This window comes from Romboutsia sedimentorum (genome assembly GCF_030131845.1).
Lineage (GTDB): Bacteria > Bacillota > Clostridia > Peptostreptococcales > Peptostreptococcaceae > Romboutsia_D > Romboutsia_D sedimentorum.
In genome coordinates, this window is the sequence record NZ_JASKYM010000002.1 from 60,430 (window position 1) to 83,404 (window position 22,975).

Genomic DNA, 22,975 nt, shown 5'->3' on the forward strand with positions numbered 1-22,975 from the left:
AATATGAAAAAAAATTTAGTATCTATAATTACTCCTATGTATAATTCTGAAAAATTTATTGAGGAAACTATAAAATCTGTAATAAATCAAACTTATAAAGATTGGGAAATGATAATTGTTGATGATTGTTCAACTGATAATAGTCCTAATATAGTTAAGCCTTATGTAGAAATTGATCCTAGAATAAAATATATAAGAGCTAAATCTAACAAAGGTGTATCATGTGCTAGAAATATAGCACTAGATAAGGCTAAAGGGCAGTTTATAGCATTTTTAGATAGTGATGATATTTGGAATGAAAATAAATTGGAGAAACAAATAGGCTTTATGATAGAAAATAATTGTGCAATTACTTTTACATCATATGAGCTTATGGATGAAAATAATGAAAGTCTTGGTAAAATAATACAAGTACCTAAAAAAGTTGATTATACTACCTTACTAAAAGGTAATGTATTAGGATGTCTTACTGTAGTGGTTGATAAATCGAGGTTAGATTTTGATATAAAAATGAGTGGAGTTAGGCATGAAGATTATGTACTATGGCTTTCTATCCTAAAACAAGGTAATATAGCATATGGTATAAATGAAGTTTTGGCACTTTATAGAAAATCGAGCACATCACTTAGTGGAAACAAAATAAAAGCTGCTATGTGGACGTGGAACATATATAGAAATATAGAAAAGATGCCATTACACAAATCTGTATACTATTTTGTGAATTATAGTATAAACGGGATAAAAAAAAGTTAAAAAGAAAGGGTGGAGTCTAAATGTATAAGTTTACTGTTTTTACACCAACCTATAATAGATCGTATATTTTAGAAAATTTATACAATGATTTAAAAGAACAAACTTTTAAAGATTTTGAATGGTTGATAGTAGATGATGGAAGCACAGATGATACAAAAGATTTAGTTAATAAATTTAAAAATGAAAATTTATTAACTATAAGATATATATATAAAGAAAATGGTGGTAAGCATACCGCTATAAATTTAGGTGTAGAAAAAGCTTTAGGAGAATTATTTTTTATAGTAGATAGCGATGACGGATTAGTAAATGATTCTTTAGAAGTTGTTAATGAAACATGGGGAAAATCACATGATAAAAACGGTTTGTGCGGAGTTATGGGATTATGTGTTTATAAAAATATAGACGTGGTAGGAACAGATATACCAGAAGATAAAAGTTCATATCATCTCTCAGATTTATATTATAAATTAGGTATGAAGGGTGATAAAACATTAGTGTTTCTTACAGATATTTTAAGAAAGTATCCTTTCCCAGAAAGAGACGGAATAAAGTTTTTACCTGAGAGCATTGTTTGGAATGAAATATCTAAAGATTATAAAATGCTATGTACTAATAAACCATTAAGAGTTGTAGAATATCTAGAAGATGGGTTAACTATGAATAAATTCAAAAAAAGTTCATTAAGAGGAAGAGCGTTAGAATATTTATATTTGACAAACCAAAATACTTATCCTATAGATAGATATCCATATATGTGGGTTAAAAATTATATAAACTTAGCTAGATATTCATTGTTATCTGAAAGTAGCTATTATAAAGAAATCAATAAGTTTGGTGATAAATTTATGTATGGTGTATGTTTCCCACTGGGTTACTACAAGTATTTAAAACAAAAGAAACACGTAAAATAAACAAACTTATTAATAGTAACAAATTGATAGCTACTATATAAGGAGAATGTAAATTATGAATGAACCTTTAGTATCGATAATAACACCTGTATACAATGCAGAACAGTTTTTATCAGAGACGATAAAGTCAATAAAGTGTCAAACTTATAGTAATTGGGAACTTTTATTAGTGGATGATTGTTCTAAGGACGATTCAGCGAAGATAATAAAACAATTTGCAAAAGGCGATGACCGAATAAAATATATAAAGCTTGAAAAAAATTCTGGGGCTTCAGTATCTAGAAATACTGGTATCTCAAATGCAAAAGGTAGATTTGTTGCATTTATTGATAGTGATGATTTATGGGAACCTCAAAAACTAGAAGTTCAAATTAAACATATGATAAAAGAAAAAGTAGGATTTACTTTTACATCGTATAGATATATGAAAGAAAACGGAGATAAAACTAATAAAGTAGCAAAGGCACCATCTAAAATAAATTACGATGGTCTTCTTAAAAATACTATAATAGGATGTTCTACTGTAGCTGTAGATAGAAATATTATTGGGGATTTTCAAATGCCTTTAGTTAGAAGAGGACAAGATACCGCTACATGGTTAAAGATATTAAGAAATGAAAAATATGCTTATGGAATAGAACAAGATTTAGTTAACTATAGACTAGTAGGAGATTCTTTATCAAGCAATAAAGTAAAAGCTCTAAAAAGAACTTGGAATACTTATAGAAATGTAGAAAAATTAAACATATTTAAAACTTCTTATGTTTTTTGTTTTTATGTATTTAACGCTATAAAGAAAAGGATATGAGCGTAGTTAAATAGATTTAATTGGAGGAGATAGTCATGAAGATTGCTATAGCTGGAACTGGATATGTAGGTTTAGTAACTGGGGTATGTTTAGCTGAAGTAGGTCACACGAATGTGGTATGTGTTGATGTAGACGATAAAAAAGTAGATCTTATGAAAGCTGGAGTTTCACCTATACATGAAGATAATTTAGAAGAATTGATGATTAAAAATTATCAATTAGGAAGAATTGATTATACTACAGATTACAAAAGTGCATACAAAGATGCTGATGTAATTATGATAGCTGTAGGGACGCCAGAGAGAAGTGATGGTTCTGCAAACTTAGATTATATAAAACAAGTAGCAAAACAAATTTCTCAAACTATAACTAAAGATACTTTGATAGTAATAAAATCAACAGTGCCTATTGGTACCAACGATAAGATAGAAAGCTATATAAGAAATAATTTAAAAAATAATGTTAAAATAGAACTTGCTTCAAATCCAGAATTTTTATCACAAGGAAGCGCAGTAGTTGATACACTACAAGCATCAAGAATAGTTGTTGGTGTTGAAAGTGAATGGGCAAAAGATATACTAGATGAAATTTATAAACCATTTAATCAGCCAATAGTTGTAACTAATAGAAATAGTGCAGAGATGATAAAATATGCTTCAAATGATTTCTTAGCACTTAAGATATCTTTTATGAATGATATTGCTAATCTTTGTGAAATAGTAGGTGCAAATATTGAAGATGTAGCTAAAGGTATGAGCTATGATGATAGAATAGGTTCAAAGTTTTTAAAAGCTGGTATTGGATACGGTGGTTCATGTTTCCCAAAGGATACCAAAGCACTACATTGGTTATCTAGCCACAATGGATATGAACTAAAAACAGTAAAAGCTGCTATAGAAGTAAATGAATCTCAAAAGCTTAGATTAGTTAGAAAAGCATCTAAATTAGTAGAAAGCTTTGAAGGAATGAAAGTAGCAATTCTTGGACTTACTTTTAAGCCTGATACTGACGATTTAAGAGAGGCTCCTTCTATACCTAATATTAAATACTTAATAGAAAGAGGAGCTAATGTTGTAGCTTATGATCCTGTAGGAGTAAAAAATACTAAAAAGATTTTTGGAGATAGCATAGAGTATGCAACTTCTATAGATGAAGCTATTTCTGATTCTGAAATTTGCTTTATAATGACTGAATGGAGTCAAATTGTAAATTACGATATTTCTAATTATAAATCTAAGATGAAAAATCCATTATTACTTGATGGAAGAAACTGCTATAAAGTAGAAGATATGTCTAATATAGGTATAGAGTATTACTCTATAGGGAGATAAAGAAACATACTATATTTAATGTTGATTAGTCTATTAAAAATTCAATTAATAGACTAAATTTAAGTTTTTGGATATATGAAAATGACAAATTTGTAAATGAAATTTGTAAAATTTGGTAAAAAGTGTTACAATAAGATTACAAAGAAGTTTTAAACGAATAAAAATTAGATGGGGTGAATTATGAGAGTAGGGAATAAGAGATTAAATATATTATCTAAAGTAGTAACTATAGCTATACTTTTAACTTGTGTTTACGCAGGGGGAAGCAATAAAGAAGTATATGCAGCTGAAAACAATAATGAGATGAATCAATCATATAGAAGAGCAAATATACAAGTAGGAAAAATAAAACCTTGTGACTTTTTAAATGTAAGAAGTGGAGCAGGTGTTAGAAATTCAGTAGTTACAAAAGTATATACTAATGACACTGTTGAAGTATTAGAAAAAAACAACAACGGTTGGTATAAAATAAAGCCAGCAAATGGAACAATAGGCTGGGTAAATGGAAGTTATGTACAAATGCAAGGTGATAACAATAATCAAGTATGTGATAAATCAAAAAAGATAGTTGATTTAGCATATAAACAATTAGGGAAGCCATATTCATGGGGTGCTAATGGTCCTAATTCATTTGACTGTTCAGGCCTTACATCATATGTATATAAAAATGCAGCTAGTGTAAATCTTCCAAGAACTTCAAGAGAGCAAGTTAATGTTGGTAAAACAGTTAGTAAAAACAATTTAAAAGCGGGAGACTTAGTATTCTTTTCATCAACAGGTAAAGGAATAACTCACGTTGGATTATACATAGGAGGATCGAAGATGATTCATTCTCCAAAACCAGGTGAAAATGTTAAAATTGATAACATAAATTCATCATACTATTCAAGAACTTATGTAACAGCTAAATCTATATTATAGTATACAAAGCAGTGAATAAAAAATTCACTGCTTTTTTTATGCAAACAAAAGATTATATTAGTGGTAAAATTTGTTTTTATCTCTAATAATTGACTACTATAGTATGAATATGTATACTTTGTAATGTAGCAGTTTGTAGAAAAATTGTGAAATATAGAATAATTAGGGGGAAAAAATGAAGAAATTGCAAGTATTTGTATTGTCATTTATGATGATATTTACAACATTTAATTTGAATGTATCGGCTTTAAGTAATGATCAAGAAATGAGAGCAGCCTGGATATCTACAGTTTATAACATGGACTGGCCAAGTACTAAAAATAATCAAGCAAAACAAAAACAAGAATACATAGATTTAATAGATAAGTTAAAGGCATCTGGTATAAATACAGTAGTCGTACAAGTAAGACCTAAAGGAGACGCTATATATAAATCAAGCATAAATCCGTGGTCAGAGTATCTAACAGGAACTCAAGGTAAGGATCCAGGATATGATCCACTACCATTTCTAATAGATGAGGCTCACAAAAGGGGTATGGAATTTCATGCATGGTTTAACCCTTATAGAGTTACAACAAGCACTACAGACTTAAATACTCTATCAGAAAATCACCCAGCAAGACGTAATCCAAGTTGGGTAATAGAGCATAAAAATGGTGCTTATCAAGCATTAGCATACAATCCTGGTTTGCCAGAGGTTAGAAAGCATATAGTGGACTCTGTAAGTGAAGTAGTAAGAAATTATAATATAGATGGTGTTCATTTTGATGATTATTTCTATAGAGATGGTATGAATGATGATGAAACATACAAAAAATATGGAAACGGACAAGATAAAGGTGACTGGAGAAGAGAGAATGTCAATACTTTATTAAGAGAAGTAAAATCATCTATAAAAAGTATAAAATCAAATGTAAAATTTGGAGTAAGCCCAAGCGGTATATGGAGAAATAAATCAAGTGATCCAACTGGATCTGATACTAGGGGTCAAGAAAGTTATTCAGATCTATTTGCAGATAGTAGAGCTTGGATAAAACAAGGGCTTGTTGATTATATAGTACCTCAAGTTTACTGGCCAATAGGATTTTCAGCTGCTGACTATTCAAAGCTAGTTAGTTGGTGGTCAAATGAAGTAAAAGGAACTAATGTTAACTTATACATAGGTCAAGGCGTATATAAGCAAGGTGAATCTAGCAATGGTAATCAAAATATTGCAGCCCAAATAAAAGACCAGATAAATTTAAATAGACAGTACAGTGAAATAAAAGGAAGTATGTATTTCTCAGCTAGAGATATTACAAGAAATACTAAACTTCAAAGTGACATGAAAGAATTATATTTTAGCAATATAGCTATAAGAAATCTTAGAGGAAATGAAAGATATGATACAGCTGTAGAAGTAAGTAAAGAAGGCTGGAAAAATGGATCTGAGAGCGTTGTATTAACAAATGGAAACTCTGTAGTAGATGGTGTTACAGCAACTCCTCTTGCTACTTCTAAAGATGCTCCTATATTGCTTACAGAAAAAGGAAAAATTCCAGAAGCTACAAAAGCTGAGTTAAAAAGATTAAATCCTAAAAATATAGTAGTAATAGGTGGAACTACAGTAGTTGATGAAAATGCATTAAAAGAATTAAATACTATATTACCAAGCGCTCAAGTGAAGAGAATAGGTGGTATAGATAGATATGAAACGTCTCTTTTAATAGCGAAAGAAATAGCATCACCTATAAATAAAGTATACGTAACTGGTGGTTATGGTGAAGCTGATTCACTTTCTATAGCATCTAAAGCTGGAGAAGAAAAGCAACCAATAATATTATCAGAAAAAGAAAGTATTAATAACGATACATATAACTGGTTAAAAACTAAAAACTTACAAGATGCTTACTTTATAGGAGGAAGCCAAGTTTTATCAGATAAAGTAATAGAAAAAATAAACTCGCTAACTTCTAACAATGTATCAAATAATAGAGTATTTGGTGAAAATAGACAAGAAACTAATGCTAAAGTTATAGAAAAGTTTTATACAGATAGCAAATATAGTTCTGTATTAGTCACAAAGAGTGACCCTTTGGTAGATGCATTAACTGCAGGACCTTTAGCAGCTAAATTAAAGTCTCCAATAGTTATATTAGGAAATAAAGTAAGCCCACTTCAAAATAGTGTACTAGATAAGAAAAACACAACTTTAGTATATCAAGTTGGTGGAGGAATAAATCAAACAGCTTTCAATAAAACTTTAGAATTATTAAAATAAAACTATAAAAAAAGACTATAGGAGTCGTAACTCCTATAGTCTTTTATTTTAATTATTTTGGTTATCTTGTTGATATTGACTTGTTTGTTTTAATTTTTCATTGTTTTCTGGTAATATATTCAAGAATATAAAATCATGTAATATGTCTACAGTATCTGGGTCAAATTCTAACACCCATCCAGTTTTATGATTAATTATATGACCTGTACTGTGAACCTCATCATCTATAGGGAACTCCATTTGTTTTAAAGTAAGATCTCCAAGTGATAAAACTTTACCACCTAATGCAAGAATCTGAGTAGGCTTCATATTAGTTTTGATGTATGGAAGTATAGTATCTAGTAAGTTAGGATATTTAGTAACAGATAAATCCTTAACTCCATTGATTAAACCTTCTATAACATTTCTTTGTCTTCTATCTCTCTCAAGTGCTGAGTCATTATGTCTAATACGAGAATATGACAATAATTGATATCCTTTTAATGTTTGAGAACCAGTTTTTTCCATATATTGGATTTCACCTTTATCAGGATTTTTACTCCATGAATAAGTTTCTGGTATGAATTTATTCATTTCATTTATCTCACCTTGTTGAATATCAACAGTAACTCCGCCTAGGGCATCAACTATATCCATGAATGAGAAGAAATCAACTTTAGCGTAGTTTTGAATATCTAGCTCAAAGTTCTTTTCTATAGTTTCAATCAATAAGTTTTCTTGACCATATACATAAGCATGAGTAAGTTTTTGCTTTCCATGACCAGGAATATCAACGTAAGTATCACGAGCTAGAGATGTAAGCTTAAGGCTTTTATTCTTACCATCTATAGTAAGTATCATCATAGAGTCAGATCTTGAAACTTTTTCGTCAGGTCTACCATCAGTACCTATTAAAAGCACATTAGTGATACCATTTTCAGACTTATAGTCTGTAGAGTTTAATATGTTTTGATCTACACTAGAATCATGTATTCCATTTAACTTAAAATAAACATAACCAAATGCCGCTGCAGGAAAGGCTATGACTAGTATAGTCAAAAATATAACTATCTTTTTTAATGTCGACAATTTAATACCTTCTTTCTTATTTTTTTTAAAATAATATACTTATTATATTGTAGTATTGAAATATATTCAATAGTATAATCATTACAAAAAAAACACTAGCATAACTTTGATTAATAACATATAACAAAATATGACTTAAATTCATATTAAATAATATATATAAATTAAAAAGGAGGATTTTTATGTTATACATTAACAGCAAAAGTATAAAAGAAAATAACGAAATAGTAAAGTGTAATTTAAACTATCCATTTATAAAAAAACAAGAATATAAAAAAAAGATAATATCGGTAATAAATCAATTAATATATGAAGATGTAATATCGTTTAAAAATGTAATGAATGATGATTTAAGTAAGTGTAGATTCAATGACATATTTAATATAATTAGTGAATATAAAATAGCATTCAATGAAAATGATATTATAAGTATACCTATAGAATTCTCACAATTAATAGGATTATACGATATAACTTATGTAAATTGTTACAATTATGATATAGGATTAGGTCAGTATATTAGCTTAAGAGATATTTTTGATACTACTACAAATATTAGAGATATAATAAATGAAAATATATCAAATGAAATTAACATTATTACAAATAAATACTGCAATAGTTATGAAGATTATGATAAAGCAAATAAATTCAAAAATATATACGATGATCAAGATTTTTATATAGAAGAAGATGGGGTAGTAATATGTTTTTCTAGCTATGAAATGAGTAAATATATACCTCATTTTATAGAAATTAAGCTTTTGTTTTCTGATTACAAAGATTATTTAAGTAAATACACTATCAATAATATATGGAAAAATAGAGATAAAGTTACAAATTAAGGGGGTGTGAGATGAAAGTATTACAAGAATATGATAGAGAGAAGGCAGTAGAATATGCTAGAAAGTGGGCATTATCATATAATCCTTCTTATGCTAATTATTCAGATTATGGAGGAGACTGCACAAATTATATATCGCAGTGTATAAAAGCTGGAAAGATACCACTAGACACTCAAGGGGAGAATGTACTTAAAAAATGGTACTGGTATAGTGACAATTCTAGAACACCAACTTGGACTGCTGCAGAGCCTTTTTATAGATATATAATAGGTAATAATAAAAGTGATACTCAAAATTTTGGAGTATATGCAAGATTAGCAAAATACAATGAATTAGAACTAGGTGATATTGTTCAATTAGTTTATGAAGGAGGGGCTTACCATACTATGATAGTTACAGATATATTGTTAGATGGAGAGTATATAGATGATTATTTAATATGCCAACATACTTATAATCTATTGGACTATCCATTAAGTTTAAAAGAAGGAGAAAAAATATATATTAAAATACTTGGTTATTATAATTATTGAAAAACAAAGCAATCTATAAAACTAATAAAGCTTATTTTATAGATTGTTTTGTTAAATATAAATTGTTCCATAAATCTAGCATTGTTACTTATGTAAATATCTCTGAACTTTCTATTTCCTACAATATTATTTGATAAAAGAGGACTAATATTCCTAAAAAATGTAAATAATTAATATATACAGAAGATAGAAAGGTGGAAACGTATATGAGAGTACCCAAACATGTTGGAATCATACCTGATGGAAATAGAAGATGGGCACAAAACCAAGGAATGACAAAGGACAAAGGATATGATAAAGGACTAGACCCAGGACTTGATGCATATAGAAAATGCAGAGATATGGGAGTAGACGAAGTAACGTTTTATGGATTTACTACAGACAACACAAAGCGACCAGCAGACCAAACACAAGCATTTACAAAAGCGTGTGTAGAAGCCGCAAATATGCTAGTACAAGAAGGGGCAGCATTACTTGTAATAGGAAATACAAAATCACCAATGTTTCCTAAAGAATTGTTACCATATACACAAAGGTCGCAATCTAAGCCTGGGCAAATAAAAGCTAATTTATTAGTAAACTATGGATGGCATTGGGATTTAAATACTTTAGCTGATGCACAAAAAGTTAATAAAAATAATATACAACAACACATACAGTCTTTTGATATATCAAGACTTGATTTAATAATAAGATGGGGTGGAAGAAGACGTTTAAGTGGATTTTTACCTGTTCAATCTATTTATGCAGATTTTTATGTTATAGATGATTATTGGCCAGCATTTAATGAAAATCATATATGTGATGCATTTAATTGGTATGATAAGCAAGATGTTACGCTTGGAGGATAAAAAAATAACTAAGTGTATTGGTAAATATTGAAAAAAACCTTTTTGGATGTTAAAATAAATTTATTGATATAATTAAACTAACGTGAGAAAGGTATATAAATATGTCAACGAAGAAAACTACAAATAATACTAGAAGAACAACTAGAAGAAAATTGAAAAAGAAAAAATTAAATAAGAAGAGACTAGTGTTTTTAATTTGTATTATATGTATATTTATATTCGGTATAAATAGAGCGACACTTGGTATTTCTAAAGTAGCACAAAATATAGACAATATGAAAAAACAAGAAGTTGAGAAACAAAAAGCTATAGAAGCTCAAAAGCAATATAATTTAGAAAATGAGAAAAAAGATGCATTAAATAAAAAATACACTATAGCAATAGACCCAGGTCACGGTGGAAAAGACAAAGGTAATTTAGGAACTTATGCAGTAGATGGAGATTCTAAAAAAACAGTATACGAAAAAGACCTAGATCTTCAAATCGGAAAAAAAGTAGCAGGTATATTGTCAAAACAAAATGATATACAAGTTGTTTTAACAAGGTCAGATGATGAATCTGTAAGCGTAGATGATAGAGTTAAAATGATAAATTCTCAAAGTCCGTATGTAGATGCACTTGTATCAATACATATGAATGCACAATTAGGTGACGATAGTGCTTATGGTACAGAAACTTATTACAGAATGGAAAATAATTCAGGTGATAAGTCATTAGAACTTGCAAAGTATGTACAAAAAAGTATTGCTTCGTATATACCAATTAGAGATAGAGGTGTAAAACAGCAAGTACTAGAAGTATTAAGAGATACTCGTGTTCCTGCAGTATTAGTTGAATGTGGATTTATAAGTAATCCTAAAGAACAGCAAAAGTTAATAGACGAAAAATATCAAGATAAATTAGCAGAAGGTATAGCACAGGGAGTATTATCATTTTTAGACCAGCATGCAAAAAGATAAATTACATATATAAATAGGATGGGAACATCCTATTTTTTTATGCATAAATATAATCTAGTATGTAATCTTATCTGTGAGGTGAAATTATGGAAGAATCTACTTTTAATATTGTAACTTTTGATGGAGGTGGATTAAAGGGAGCTTTGAGTATTGGTATTTTTGAGCGTTTACAAATAGAATTTCCTCATTTAGTTAGAACAACAAACTTATTTGGTGGGACTTCAACAGGGAGTTTGATAGCATTAGGCCTAGCTTATGGTATAAGTTGTAATGAAATAAAAGAGTTATATTCTATAGAAAATTCAAATTATATATTTGGGAAGCCTCATTCTGAAATTCTAAGACCAAAGTATGATAATGATAATTTAAAAGAAGTACTATTGGGTATATTTCCAGAAAATTTAAGGCTTAAAGATTTAGGCAAGTTAGTTGTAATACCTAGTTTTTATATAGGGGACGAAGCTACTTCTTGGAAACCTATTTTTTATAATAATATGCCTAACTCACCTACCGAAAATGCTAGAGTCATAGATGTAGCTATGTCTAGTAGTGCAGCGCCTATATTTTTTCCGCCATATAAAAATCATATAGATGGAGGTATAGTGGCAACAGATCCTAGCTTAGCTTCTATTATATATGCAATGGGAGATGAGATAGGAAGAAGCTGTGATGATATAAGGCTGTTGTCTATGGGTACTGGATATAATTTTAGTAGTATAAAAGAAGACACAACATCTTGGGGTGCAATAGATTGGATAATTAGTAAAAATCCAGACTTTCCAATCATATCTATGACACTTGATGGTAATGGTTATGTGAGTCAAATATTTTCTAAAAAGCTTTTAGATGATAATTATAGAAGAATAGACCCAAGACTTGAGAGAAATATAGGAATGGATGATTGTGAAGCTTTAGGTTATTTGAAAGAATTATCTAAAAGCTATGATATAGAAAATGATCTAGCGTGGATAGAATCAAAATGGAATAAATAGAATAATAATATATGCTATAATTAACATTGGGATAAGAAGTTTATCATATTTGGAGGGGAAAATATGGGATTAGACTTAGGAATAATTAAAGAAGATAATTTTCAAATATCAAAACATTATGAGGATAGTTTAGATATTTTAACCAAACAAAAAAGTGGTGTTTTTTATACACCAAAAATCATAGTACAATATATTATGGAAAACACTTTAAAAAAACATGATATAGTAAAAAATCCGTATCCAAAAGTATTAGACATATCTTGTGGATGTGGTAATTTTTTATTAGAAGCATATGACATAATAGATGATTTGATAAAGCAAAATATACATGAATTGAAACAAAAATATATAAAAGAATATTGGGACGATGATAGTATTCACAACAATATAATAAGCAATTGTATTTATGGTGCTGATGTAGATAAAGATGCTATAGAAATCTTAAAAAAGAGTTTAAAAGAAAAAAATAATACTTTTAAACATACAAAGTTTAACTTGTATCACTGTGATAGCCTTAAAAAAACTTGGGAAGAAAAGTTTGATTATATAATAGGAAATCCACCTTATGTAGGACAGAAAAAATTACCGACTGAGTATAAAAATTTCTTGATGAAAAATTATAGTAAAGTTTATAAAGATAAGTCAGATTTGTATTATTGTTTTTATCAAAAGATAATAGAACTTTTAAATAAAGATGGGGTAAGTAGCATTATAACACCAAGATACTTTTTAGAGAGTCCATCAGGAAAATATTTAAGAAGTTATATTAAAGAAAATATTTATATAGATGAAATTCTAGATTTTTTAGGATGTAATATATTTAAAAACATAGGTATTTCTGCTTGCATAGTTACGCTAAAGAAAAATTCATTAGGTAATAGTATAAATATTTTTAGAATTATAAATGAAGATACAAATATAGAAAATACAAAAAGTATAAGATATTTAGTAAATAGTAATGAATTTGAAAACTTTACTATAAATCAACAAGCATTAGGTGAAGATTGGCTAATAGTAAATAAAAAAGACCAACAATTGTACAAAAAAATTGAAAGTAAATGTAATTATAAACTAAAAGATATAGCAATAAGTTTTCAGGGTATAATAAGTGGATGCGATAGGGCGTTTATATTAAACAAAGAAAATGAAAAAATAAAAAATATAGATGATAAACTTTTAAAACCTTGGGTAAAAAATAAACACATAAATAAATACATAGTAAGCGACAGTGAATATAAACTGATTTATTCAAATGATATAGATGATGAAGCAAAATATCCTATTGAAATAAATGAATTTATAGGTATATATAAAGAAAAGTTATGTAATAGAAGAGAATGTAAAAAAGAAATAAGAAAATGGTATGAACTTCAATGGGGAAGGGAAAAATACTTATTTGAACAGACAAAAATAATGTATCCTTATAAGTGCAAGGAGAATAGATTTGCGATAGACTATAACCATAATTTTTGTAGTGCTGATGTTTATTCTTTTATCATAAAAGAGAATTATAAAGATGAATTTTCTTATGAATACTTAGTCGGGCTTTTAAATTCTAAGATATATAATAAATATTTTAAGCTAACTGCTAAAAAAATTAGCAAAAAAAATTATGATTATTATCCAAACAAAGTTATGAAAATAGGAATATTTAAAGATTATAATTATAACAAAATAGAAAGTCTATCTAAGTTTGTTATAAAGCAATTAAAAGAAAATAAATACGAAAACGTACAAAAATCACAAGATGAAATAGATAAATTAATAGAGGATTCGCTACAAGTACAATCACTAATATAGCCCCAATATCATATAATTATATAAAAGATATTTTAAGGGGGTAAAGTATGATTAATATTAATATGTCAGACGCTCAAAAAATTGTATATGTAGAAGTAAGTGGCTATATAACTAGCAATGATGCTAAAAACTTTTTAAATAATTATAAAAAAATGACAAGAAATATCAAACCTTCTCAATATAAATTAGTAGTAACACCATCTGTATTCGAGTGTGAAAACAACGAAGATATAAGATCAATATGTATGTATTTCTTTAAAAATGGATATAAGAAAATGTACTTAGTAGATCCAGGCAACTATATAATGGGAAATATGAATTTAGGGAAAATAGAGCAAAAGTTTTTTAATAAATCTGTTAAAGTAATAGCCTCAGTTAATGATGTAAGATAAAAAATTTGAAAGATATATACTTTTTTTTTGTAATTTATGATAAAATATACTTAAATTTGAGCAAATTAAATTCGAAATTATATAATCTGATTTGAAAAAAACTTATATTTCGACTTGAAAAGCGACACAAAATATAATATATTTTAATAAAGGAAATTTGATGTATAGTTAGTAATAAAAAGACTCATGATTTTATACATTAGGAAATCGAATTTCTAAAAAATATATTTACTAGACTAACATAAAAGTATATATCTTTCGTATTAAGAGAGGTGATAAATATTAAGGGTTTAGTATTAGAAGGTGGAGGAACAAAAGGTGCATATCAAATAGGTGCCTACAAAGCCTTAAGAGATTTAGGACTAGAGTTTCAGGGAGTAACAGGAACTTCCATAGGAGCACTAAATGGTGCTTATATATTACAAAATGATATTGAAGTTATGGAAGATATTTGGTTAACCTATGATTATACTCATTTTATGAATATTGATGAAGAGAATTACGAAAAATATAAAAATATAGATTTTACAGCCAAAAATATTAACAATGTAATAGGACTTATAAACAAAGCTAGAAAAAATGAAGGAATTGATATAAGCCCATTAAGAACGTTGTTAGAAAATACTCTAAATGAAGAAGTTATAAGAAAGACCAATAAAGACTTTGGGCTAATAACTGTTTATTGGGATAAAAGAATCAATCCACATCCGCTATATATAGAAGATATACCTAATGGTAGACTTATAGATTATTTGATCGCCAGTTCAAGTTTGCCAATTTTTAAACTTGATAGAATGGATGAAAAACTTTACTTAGATGGAATGTTCTTTGATAATATGCCAGTAACTTTACTAGAAAATAAAGGTTATAGTGATATTGTTGTAATTAGATTAGTAGATGACTTTTTTGGAAAGTTAAATCTAAATAAACATCAAGAAATAAATGTAAAAACTATAATACCTTCAGAGTATTTAGGTGGCTCTTTGAATAAAGATAAAGATAATGTTGAAAAAAACATACATTTAGGTTATTTAGATGCTATGAAAGCGTATGATAGATATGAAGGTAATAAATATTACTTTAATGCAGATTATAAGTTTGATGAACAATATTGTTTTGATAAATTTATAAGAATGGATAAAGAAAGTATAGAAAACATTTCTAGTTTGCTGGGTATAAAAAAAGACCCAAACCTTAGAACATTATTGGAAAATATAGTACCTAAAGTTGGAGAAATGTTAAACTTAAACAAAGAGTTTTCATATAAAGACTTATTTTATGGTATATATGAAAAAAAACTTGAAGAAAACAGTATAAATAGAATACAATTATATGACTTTAATAAAGTTGTAGACACTGTAAATAAAAATATACACAATAATAAAAACTTGTCGTCAAACTTTGAGGTTAAACCAATTATATCTTTACAAAAAAATAAAATGTCAAAAATTTTGACAAATTGTTTCTTAAAAGATTTCAAAAATCAAAGTTAGTTAAATATTCTTTTAGTGGGACAAAAATTGCACCATTGGACATAAATGGAACAACCCACCAAAAATAGAAATTTAAGGAAAAAATATTAGCTGATAAAGTAAATAAAATACTTTAAGAATAAATTTATTGGAGGTTTTACAAATGGAAAAATTAATAACTATAAAAAACGCAAGCGGATTACACGCTAGACCAGCAGGTATGTTTGTTAAAAAAGCTGCTGAATTCAAATCTACAGTTGAAGTATTAGCTAAAGGAAAAACTGTAAATGCTAAGTCTATAATGGGAATAATGAGTTTAGGATTAGCTAAGGGAGACGAGTTAACTATAGTTGCTAATGGAGATGATCAAGAAGTAGCTATAGCTGCATTAGTTGAATTAGTTGACGGTGGATTTGGAGAATAATAATTTATTCTAAAAAAATATACCTCGGTTTATGCCGAGGTTTTGTTTGGTATAAACGACATTTAATATATATAATTAAAATCTTAAAATAACTAAAGTATATAGGAGGAAGACCAATGTACAAAGGAACAGGAGCATCGCCTGGAATAGCTCTAGGAAAAGCATTAGTTGTAGAACACAGTGAACTTGTTATAGAGAAGAAAAACATAGAAAACATCGAGGAAGAAATAGTAAAGCTACAAAATGCTGTTGAACTATCGAGAAAAGAGTTAGTTAAGGTTAAGGAAAAAGCTTGCAAGGAATTAGGGGAGCATGAAGCGCAAATATTTGAAGCTCATTTATTAGTTTTAGATGACCCTGAGTTAGTTGATTCTGCTATAGCTAAAATAAGAGATGAAAAAATAAATGCAGATTTTGCCTTAAATGAAATAAAAGAAATGTTTGTATCTATGTTTGAATCTATGGATAACGAATACATGAGAGAAAGAGCAGCAGACATAAAAGACGTTACAAACAGAGTGCTTAGACATATATTAGGTGTTAAGGTTGTTGACTTAGCTGGACTTGAAGAAGAAGTAGTATTAATAGCACATGATTTAACTCCATCAGATACTGCAACAATGAACAAAAAAATGGTATTAGGGTTCTTAACAGACATCGGAGGAAGAACTTCTCATACTGCTATAATGGCTAGAACTTTAGAAATAGCTGCAGTTGTAGGTCTTAGTGATGCAACTTCAAAAATTAAAGATGGAGACTACATAGTATTCAACGGAGATACTGGTGAAGTTATAGTTAATCCTGATGAAGAAACTAAAGCTAGATATACAGTATTAAAACAAGAATTTGAAGAGTACAGAAAATCGTTATTACAACTAAAAGGAAAAGCTTCGCTAACTTTAGACGGTAGACATGTTGAGTTAGCAGGAAACATAGGAAGTCCTAAGGATGTAGAAGGATTAATAAACAACGATGCTGAAGGTGTTGGACTTTATAGAACAGAATTCTTATATATGGACAAAGAAGATGCATTCCCAACTGAAGAAGAGCAATACGAAGCGTATAAAGCTGTACTTGAAGGAATGGGTGGTAAACCTATAGTAATAAGAACTTTAGACATAGGTGGAGATAAAGAATTACCATATTTTGAGATGGAAAAAGAAATGAATCCATTCTTAGGATATAGAGCTATAAGAATATGCTTAGATAAAACTGAAATATTCAAAACTCAATTAAGAGCTTTATATAGAGCGAGTGTACATGGAAAATTAAGAATAATGTTCCCAATGATTTCCTCCCTAGAAGAGTTATTAGGAGCTAAAGCAGTTATAAAAGAAGTATTAGCTGAGATGGATGCAGAGGGCTTAGATTACGCTAAGGATGTAGAAGTTGGTATGATGATAGAAATACCATCAGCGGCTGTTATATCGGATATATTAGCTAAGCATGTAGACTTCTTCTCAATAGGAACTAATGACTTAATTCAATATACTTGTGCAGTTGATAGAATGAACCAAAAGATAAGTTATCTTTACAATCAATTTAACCCAGCTGTGCTTAGACTTATAAAGATGGTAATAGATAATGCTCATAAAGAAGGAAAATGGGCAGGAATGTGTGGAGAATCAGCAGGAGATGCTAGAATGATACCAATACTTTTAGGTATGGGTCTTGATGAATTCTCAATGAGTCCAATATCTATACTTCCAGCTAGAAAATTCATAACGTCTGTTAATTACGAAGATATGAAAAAATTTGCAGATGAAGTATTAACTATGGGAACTGCAGAAGAAATAAAAAATCACGTAGATAAAACTTTTAATATGTAATAGATATATATAAATAGGACTCAATTGAGTCCTATTTTTTATGTATTTTAATTTTTAAATTGTAAATTCACCTAAAAATGAATAAGTAAAGAAATAGTGTAGAAACTAAAGTAAGACAAACGTGACATTTATAGGAGGCAAATTTTATGATACAAATATTAACAGGAACAGCACTACTTTTATTAGTCTTAGCACTGTTTACACTATTTAGTTACAAAGCTCCACATGGTATGAAGGCAATGGGAGCATTAGCAAGTGCTGCTTGTGCCAGCTTTTTAGTTGAAGCTTTCCATTTTTCTTTCTTTGGTGAAGTTTTAGGATTTAAATTCTTAGAAAGTGTAGGAGCTGCCAATGGTTCATTAGGTGGAGTTGCAGCAGCTATATTAGTTCCACTAGCATTAGGAGTATCTCCTGTTTATGCAGTTTTAGTAGGACTATCAGTATCAGGATTTGGTATACTTCCTGGATTTATAGCAGGTTATTTAGCAGCTTTTGTAGTTAAATTCTTTGAAAAGAAAGTACCAGCAGGACTTGACTTAATTGTAATAATAATAATTGGTGCACCATTAGCAAGAGCGATTGCTATGGGAATGGATCCAATTGTTAATAATACATTACTTAGAATAGGTCAAGTTTTAATACAAGCAGCAGATGCTTCTCCGATAGTTATGGGTATAATACTTGGTGGACTTATAACAGTTGTAGCAACAGCACCACTTAGTTCAATGGCGCTTACATCTATTATAGGGCTTACAGGATTACCAATGGCAATAGGAGCATTATCAGTATTTGGATCATCTTTTATGAACTATATATTCTTCACAAAAATGAAATTTGGGTCCAAAAAAGATAATATATCAGTAGCAATAGAACCTCTTACTCAGTCAGATATAATATCTGCAAACCCAATACCAGTCTATGTTACAAACTTTATAGGTGGGGCAATGTCTGGTGTAATAGTAGCTTATATGCAACTTATAAATAACACTCCAGGTACAGCAACACCAATAGCAGGTTTGGCTATAATGTTTGCTTATAACCCAGCAGGAAAAGTAATAGTAGCAGCGCTTGGATGTATAGTAGTCAGTGTGATAGGTGCATTTATAGGATATGCTATATTTAAAAACTACAAAATAATAACAGCAGATGAAATAAGAGGAAACACCATAAGAAGAGATGACCATGATGATGATGGGCATATAGTTTAAGAAAATTTTTATAAAATATAGTGTGTTAGTTATTTTAACTAATAAAGTAAAGAAATAACCCTAAATATAAATATAAATGAATTAAAATTCACAAAATAACTATAATAATTAAAAGCTATGAAGATAGTAAAAAAAAATATTGTATTGACAGTATCCATTTAATGCATTAATATAACTATAAAATACAAACAAAAATAAACCCTAAAGACTGTGAAAGGAAGAGTAAATATAGTATGTAGTCTCAGCGAGTTGGTGATAGTGAGAGTCCAACACGAAGTCTATATTGAAGAACCTCCTGGAGTTGCTAACCGAAATTTTATTAAAAAAGTAGGCTTAGACGGAACCAATCCGTTATAAAGTTGGAATGTACTGAAGAAATTCGCTACATTATAAGGAGAACTTGTTTTTCAAGTTAATCAGGGTGGTACCGCGGAAATTATACCTTTCGTCCCTATATTTTAAATATAGAGACGAAAGGTTTTTTTTATGCAATTAAACTTTTTGTATAAAAGGTCATGGCCAGACCGAATAAAAATGTATGACGTCATACTCAAATTATAAAGTTAACTTTAAAAATCGAAACTACTAAAATATAAGGAGAGTATAAAAATGTGCTTAATAATACCAAAAGAATATAAAAATAGTTTAGGAGTTATACAAACTCAAGAAGCAATAAAAGACCTTAAGGATTTTTTTGAAAATAGATTAGGAGAAACTCTAAAGCTTACAAGAGTATCTTCGCCATTATTTGTATTACCTGAAAGTGGTACAAATGACGATTTAAATGGAATAGAAAAGGCAGTAAGTTTTCAAGTACCAGATATAGGTAAAAGTGCTGAAATAGTTCAATCTTTAGCTAAATGGAAGAGAATGGCTTTAAAGAAATATGGTTTTGATATTGGTAAAGGACTATATACAGATATGAATGCTATTAGAAAAGATGAAGAATTAGATAACATACATTCTATATATGTAGACCAATGGGACTGGGAGCTTACAATAGACAAAGATGATAGAAATTTAGAAACTTTAAAAAGTGTAGTTACAAATATATATGAAGTGTTTAAATCAACAGAAGAGCACATTAACAATATATATCCACAAATAAAAAAAATACTTCCAAAGGATATAACTTTTATAACTAGCCAAGAATTATTAGATATGTATCCAAACTTAACTCCAAAAGAAAGAGAAGATAAAATCGTTAAAGAAAATGGAGCAGTATTCTTAATGCAAATAGGTAAAGAATTAAGTTGTGGTCAAAAGCATGATGGAAGAAGTCCAGATTATGATGATTGGGAATTAAACGGAGATATACTTTTTTATAACCCTGTATTAGATAATGTTATAGAATTATCTTCAATGGGAATAAGAGTAGATGAAGAAAGTCTAGATAGACAATTAAAAGCATCAGGTTGTGATGATAGAAGAACGCTAGATTATCACAAAGCATTATTAAAGGGAGAACTTCCATACACTATAGGTGGAGGTATTGGTCAATCAAGAATCTGTATGTATTTCTTAAACAAAGCACATATAGGAGAAGTTCAAGTTGGAATATGGTCAAAAGAAATGATTGAAAAATGCGGTGAAAGTGGAATACATTTACTTTAATTAAAATAAGTTTAATATATTTATCAAAACACTCATATAGGTTATAATATAATTTAAGTTAAACTTAAGAGGTGATAAATATGAAAGATTCAGTGAAGGTAATAGATATTTTTCTGGATAAATTTAAAAAAGTATTAGTAAGATTTAGAGACGCTAAATTTGGTTTACTTTTTATTGTAAATATATTTAAATTACCAGATTTTTTTACCGATAGAGATGTAAATATAATAAGTAAATTCAAAGTAGCATTTTCCCTAGGAACTGCAATGCTATATATTATATCTGGAATAGATTTTATACCAGAGATGATACTTGGTGCATTTGGATTCATAGATGACATATTCGTACTTGTCTGGAGTTTGGGTATTGTTAACGAAGAAATTGAAAAATATAAAAAAAAATTAAAAGAAAATGAAAATATAAATAAAAATATTATAGATGACGTAAAATTCGACATAAAAGATGAAGATGAATAGTGATGTTTAATCACTATTTATTTTTATGTTAAAAATGTGTTAAAAAAATGGAAAATCGATTTCTAAAAACAAAAATCGACTATATTTGACAATCTTTTGATGATAAAGAAAGTTGAGAAAATTTAAAAAATTATTAAAAAAATAAATCAAAAAGTATCAAAAAAAGTAATAAATAAAGTTTAATTAGTGAAAAACAAAGGAAAACGTTGACGGATTAAGGGGAATACCCTATCATATAGTTTAACAGATAAAATATAACAGGGAGGATTTATCATGAAAAAAATGGGATTAGTTCCAAAATTGATTATGGGTATCATAGCCGGTATATTAATCGGTAGTTTTGCACCAGAATTAATAGTGCAAATTTTAGTAACAGCAAGTTCATTATTTTCATCTTTCTTAAAATTCGTTATACCATTTATAATTATAGGATTTGTTACAGCTGGTATAGCAGATTTAGCGACTGGAGCTGGAAAATTATTGGGAATAACTACAGGGATAGCATATGGTTCTACTATAATAGCAGGATCAATAGCATTTTTAGTAGCATCAACAATATTCCCATCATTTATAGATGCAAGTGTTGCAGCACAAATAGGTGATCCAGAGGCAGGTATGGTACCAGCAATATTTAGTATACCTTTAGAGCCAATGGTAGATGTAACAGCGGCAATAGTATTTGCATTTATGTTAGGTCTTGGAATATCAGCTTTAAGAAACAAAGGTAAAGGTGAGACTTTATATGGGATGGCTTTAGAATTCCAAGAAGTAGTTACAAAGACTTTATCTACAGCAATAATACCTTTATTACCTCTATATATAGCAGGAACATTTGCTAATATAACTTATGCAGGTCAAGTTTGGGATATATTAGGAGTATTCTGGAAAGTTTACTTAGTAGTAATACCTCTACATTTAATATATCTTGTAGTACAATTTACAGCAGCAGGAGCTTTCACTGGAAAGAACCCTATAAAGATGTTAAAGAACCAAATACCAGGATATTTAACAGCAGTAGGTACTCAATCTTCAGCAGCGACTATACCTGTTAACGTTGAATGTGCTAAAAACAATGGAATAAGTAAAGAAATAAGAGAATTCTGTGTACCTTTATGTGCAACAATTCACTTATCTGGAAGTATAATATCAGTTACATCATTTGCTGTTGCAGTACTTATGATGAATGGTATGGATTATGGTTTTGCTACTATGATGCCATTTATATTAATGCTAGGAATCGCAATGGTTGCAGCACCAGGAGCACCAGGTGGAGCAATAATGAGTGCACTTCCATTCTTACCAATGGTTGGTATACCATCTGATGGTGGACTTGCAAGTTTAATGATAGCGCTATACTTAACTCAAGATAGTTTTGGAACTGCAGCTAACGTATCAGGGGATAACGCAATCGCAGCAGTTGTTGATCATATAAACAACAAGATGAATAAAAAATCAAACAAGAAATCAGCTTAATTAATTAAATTAAAGAAAATTAAAGCCTTTGAGAAAATTAAATTTTTTCAAA

The 22,975-nt window shown here is 28.8% G+C and carries 21 protein-coding genes and 1 other annotated feature; of the genes, 20 read left to right on the top strand and 1 reads right to left on the bottom strand.

Annotated elements, in window-relative coordinates; genetic code table 11:
• Positions 1-3 precede the first annotated feature (3 nt).
• The 6 genes from QOZ84_RS05445 to QOZ84_RS05470 all read left to right on the top strand — a co-directional run bounded on the left by QOZ84_RS05445 (position 4) and on the right by QOZ84_RS05470 (position 6,987).
• A complete protein-coding gene (locus tag QOZ84_RS05445) occupies positions 4-753 on the top strand; it encodes a glycosyltransferase family 2 protein (RefSeq protein WP_284131951.1) in 750 nt (249 codons plus the stop codon).
• 20 nt (positions 754-773) lie between these two features.
• Positions 774-1,667, top strand: coding sequence for a glycosyltransferase family A protein (locus QOZ84_RS05450; protein WP_284131952.1), 894 nt, complete (start codon positions 774-776; stop codon positions 1,665-1,667).
• A gap of 55 nt (positions 1,668-1,722) precedes the next feature.
• Entirely contained in the window at positions 1,723-2,475 is a 753-nt protein-coding gene (locus QOZ84_RS05455) for a glycosyltransferase family 2 protein (protein WP_284131953.1), read from the top strand.
• A gap of 35 nt (positions 2,476-2,510) precedes the next feature.
• A complete protein-coding gene (locus QOZ84_RS05460) occupies positions 2,511-3,806 on the top strand; it encodes a UDP-glucose dehydrogenase family protein (protein ID WP_284131954.1) in 1,296 nt (431 codons plus the stop codon).
• 180 nt (positions 3,807-3,986) lie between these two features.
• A complete protein-coding gene (locus QOZ84_RS05465) occupies positions 3,987-4,727 on the top strand; it encodes a C40 family peptidase (protein ID WP_284131955.1) in 741 nt (246 codons plus the stop codon).
• A gap of 175 nt (positions 4,728-4,902) precedes the next feature.
• Positions 4,903-6,987, top strand: a complete 2,085-nt coding sequence (locus QOZ84_RS05470) for a family 10 glycosylhydrolase (protein ID WP_284131956.1) — start codon at positions 4,903-4,905, stop codon at positions 6,985-6,987.
• Positions 6,988-7,035: 48 nt separating this feature from the next.
• On the opposite strand, the gene QOZ84_RS05475 is transcribed toward QOZ84_RS05470, so the two are convergent.
• The gene (locus tag QOZ84_RS05475; protein WP_284131957.1) at positions 7,036-8,055 is read right to left on the bottom strand and encodes an LCP family protein; all 1,020 of its coding nucleotides are present in this window, start codon (positions 8,053-8,055) and stop codon (positions 7,036-7,038) included.
• Positions 8,056-8,237: 182 nt separating this feature from the next.
• On the opposite strand from QOZ84_RS05475, the gene QOZ84_RS05480 reads away from it, so the two are divergent.
• From QOZ84_RS05480 to QOZ84_RS05545, 14 genes are all read left to right on the top strand, one after another.
• The gene (locus QOZ84_RS05480) at positions 8,238-8,900 is read left to right on the top strand and encodes a DUF3298 and DUF4163 domain-containing protein (RefSeq protein ID WP_284131958.1); all 663 of its coding nucleotides are present in this window, start codon (positions 8,238-8,240) and stop codon (positions 8,898-8,900) included.
• Positions 8,901-8,911: 11 nt separating this feature from the next.
• Positions 8,912-9,433: an amidase domain-containing protein gene (locus QOZ84_RS05485; RefSeq protein WP_284131959.1), complete on the top strand. Its 522-nt coding sequence runs from the start codon at positions 8,912-8,914 to the stop codon at positions 9,431-9,433.
• A 206-nt stretch (positions 9,434-9,639) separates the two neighbouring features.
• Positions 9,640-10,284: a polyprenyl diphosphate synthase gene (uppS, locus tag QOZ84_RS05490; RefSeq protein WP_284131960.1), complete on the top strand. Its 645-nt coding sequence runs from the start codon at positions 9,640-9,642 to the stop codon at positions 10,282-10,284.
• A gap of 101 nt (positions 10,285-10,385) precedes the next feature.
• On the top strand, positions 10,386-11,243 hold the full coding sequence (locus QOZ84_RS05495; RefSeq protein ID WP_284131961.1) for an N-acetylmuramoyl-L-alanine amidase family protein: 858 nt from the start codon (positions 10,386-10,388) through the stop codon (positions 11,241-11,243).
• An 86-nt stretch (positions 11,244-11,329) separates the two neighbouring features.
• Positions 11,330-12,235, top strand: a complete 906-nt coding sequence (locus tag QOZ84_RS05500) for a patatin-like phospholipase family protein (RefSeq protein WP_284131962.1) — start codon at positions 11,330-11,332, stop codon at positions 12,233-12,235.
• Positions 12,236-12,298: 63 nt separating this feature from the next.
• Positions 12,299-14,035, top strand: coding sequence for an Eco57I restriction-modification methylase domain-containing protein (locus QOZ84_RS05505; protein ID WP_284131963.1), 1,737 nt, complete (start codon positions 12,299-12,301; stop codon positions 14,033-14,035).
• A 47-nt stretch (positions 14,036-14,082) separates the two neighbouring features.
• A complete protein-coding gene (locus QOZ84_RS05510) occupies positions 14,083-14,427 on the top strand; it encodes a hypothetical protein (RefSeq protein WP_284131964.1) in 345 nt (114 codons plus the stop codon).
• Positions 14,428-14,699: 272 nt separating this feature from the next.
• Positions 14,700-15,920 carry a patatin-like phospholipase family protein gene (locus QOZ84_RS05515; protein ID WP_284131965.1) on the top strand — a complete coding sequence of 407 codons (1,221 nt, stop codon included), beginning with the start codon at positions 14,700-14,702 and terminating at the stop codon, positions 15,918-15,920.
• A 142-nt stretch (positions 15,921-16,062) separates the two neighbouring features.
• A complete protein-coding gene (locus QOZ84_RS05520) occupies positions 16,063-16,323 on the top strand; it encodes an HPr family phosphocarrier protein (protein WP_026900278.1) in 261 nt (86 codons plus the stop codon).
• A gap of 116 nt (positions 16,324-16,439) precedes the next feature.
• The gene (gene ptsP, locus QOZ84_RS05525; RefSeq protein ID WP_284131966.1) at positions 16,440-18,152 is read left to right on the top strand and encodes a phosphoenolpyruvate--protein phosphotransferase; all 1,713 of its coding nucleotides are present in this window, start codon (positions 16,440-16,442) and stop codon (positions 18,150-18,152) included.
• 146 nt (positions 18,153-18,298) lie between these two features.
• Positions 18,299-19,360 (top strand): PTS sugar transporter subunit IIC, encoded by a 1,062-nt coding sequence (locus QOZ84_RS05530; protein ID WP_331496526.1) that lies wholly within the window; start codon positions 18,299-18,301, stop codon positions 19,358-19,360.
• Positions 19,361-19,561: 201 nt separating this feature from the next.
• Positions 19,562-19,816: a binding site (T-box leader), on the top strand.
• A gap of 153 nt (positions 19,817-19,969) precedes the next feature.
• Positions 19,970-20,974, top strand: a complete 1,005-nt coding sequence (gene asnA / locus QOZ84_RS05535) for an aspartate--ammonia ligase (RefSeq protein WP_284131967.1) — start codon at positions 19,970-19,972, stop codon at positions 20,972-20,974.
• Between the two features lie 80 nt (positions 20,975-21,054).
• Positions 21,055-21,450, top strand: a complete 396-nt coding sequence (locus tag QOZ84_RS05540; RefSeq protein WP_284131968.1) for a YkvA family protein — start codon at positions 21,055-21,057, stop codon at positions 21,448-21,450.
• Positions 21,451-21,723: 273 nt separating this feature from the next.
• On the top strand, positions 21,724-22,923 hold the full coding sequence (locus QOZ84_RS05545; RefSeq protein ID WP_284131969.1) for a dicarboxylate/amino acid:cation symporter: 1,200 nt from the start codon (positions 21,724-21,726) through the stop codon (positions 22,921-22,923).
• Positions 22,924-22,975: the final 52 nt, after the last annotated feature.

Bases quoted from the DNA above. Each gene is read 5' to 3' on its own strand.
- QOZ84_RS05530 (WP_331496526.1), top strand. From the start codon at position 18,299: ATGATACAAATATTAACAGGAACAGCACTACTTTTATTAGTCTTAGCA.
- QOZ84_RS05485 (WP_284131959.1), top strand. From the start codon at position 8,912: ATGAAAGTATTACAAGAATATGATAGAGAGAAGGCAGTAGAATATGCT.
- ptsP (WP_284131966.1), top strand. From the start codon at position 16,440: ATGTACAAAGGAACAGGAGCATCGCCTGGAATAGCTCTAGGAAAAGCA.
- QOZ84_RS05545 (WP_284131969.1), top strand. From the start codon at position 21,724: ATGAAAAAAATGGGATTAGTTCCAAAATTGATTATGGGTATCATAGCC.
- QOZ84_RS05505 (WP_284131963.1), top strand. From the start codon at position 12,299: ATGGGATTAGACTTAGGAATAATTAAAGAAGATAATTTTCAAATATCA.
- QOZ84_RS05460 (WP_284131954.1), top strand. From the start codon at position 2,511: ATGAAGATTGCTATAGCTGGAACTGGATATGTAGGTTTAGTAACTGGG.
- QOZ84_RS05510 (WP_284131964.1), top strand. From the start codon at position 14,083: ATGATTAATATTAATATGTCAGACGCTCAAAAAATTGTATATGTAGAA.
- QOZ84_RS05465 (WP_284131955.1), top strand. From the start codon at position 3,987: ATGAGAGTAGGGAATAAGAGATTAAATATATTATCTAAAGTAGTAACT.
- asnA (WP_284131967.1), top strand. From the start codon at position 19,970: ATGTGCTTAATAATACCAAAAGAATATAAAAATAGTTTAGGAGTTATA.
- QOZ84_RS05480 (WP_284131958.1), top strand. From the start codon at position 8,238: ATGTTATACATTAACAGCAAAAGTATAAAAGAAAATAACGAAATAGTA.
- QOZ84_RS05455 (WP_284131953.1), top strand. From the start codon at position 1,723: ATGAATGAACCTTTAGTATCGATAATAACACCTGTATACAATGCAGAA.
- QOZ84_RS05520 (WP_026900278.1), top strand. From the start codon at position 16,063: ATGGAAAAATTAATAACTATAAAAAACGCAAGCGGATTACACGCTAGA.
- QOZ84_RS05450 (WP_284131952.1), top strand. From the start codon at position 774: ATGTATAAGTTTACTGTTTTTACACCAACCTATAATAGATCGTATATT.
- QOZ84_RS05470 (WP_284131956.1), top strand. From the start codon at position 4,903: ATGAAGAAATTGCAAGTATTTGTATTGTCATTTATGATGATATTTACA.
- QOZ84_RS05495 (WP_284131961.1), top strand. From the start codon at position 10,386: ATGTCAACGAAGAAAACTACAAATAATACTAGAAGAACAACTAGAAGA.
- QOZ84_RS05540 (WP_284131968.1), top strand. From the start codon at position 21,055: ATGAAAGATTCAGTGAAGGTAATAGATATTTTTCTGGATAAATTTAAA.
- QOZ84_RS05500 (WP_284131962.1), top strand. From the start codon at position 11,330: ATGGAAGAATCTACTTTTAATATTGTAACTTTTGATGGAGGTGGATTA.
- QOZ84_RS05445 (WP_284131951.1), top strand. From the start codon at position 4: ATGAAAAAAAATTTAGTATCTATAATTACTCCTATGTATAATTCTGAA.
- uppS (WP_284131960.1), top strand. From the start codon at position 9,640: ATGAGAGTACCCAAACATGTTGGAATCATACCTGATGGAAATAGAAGA.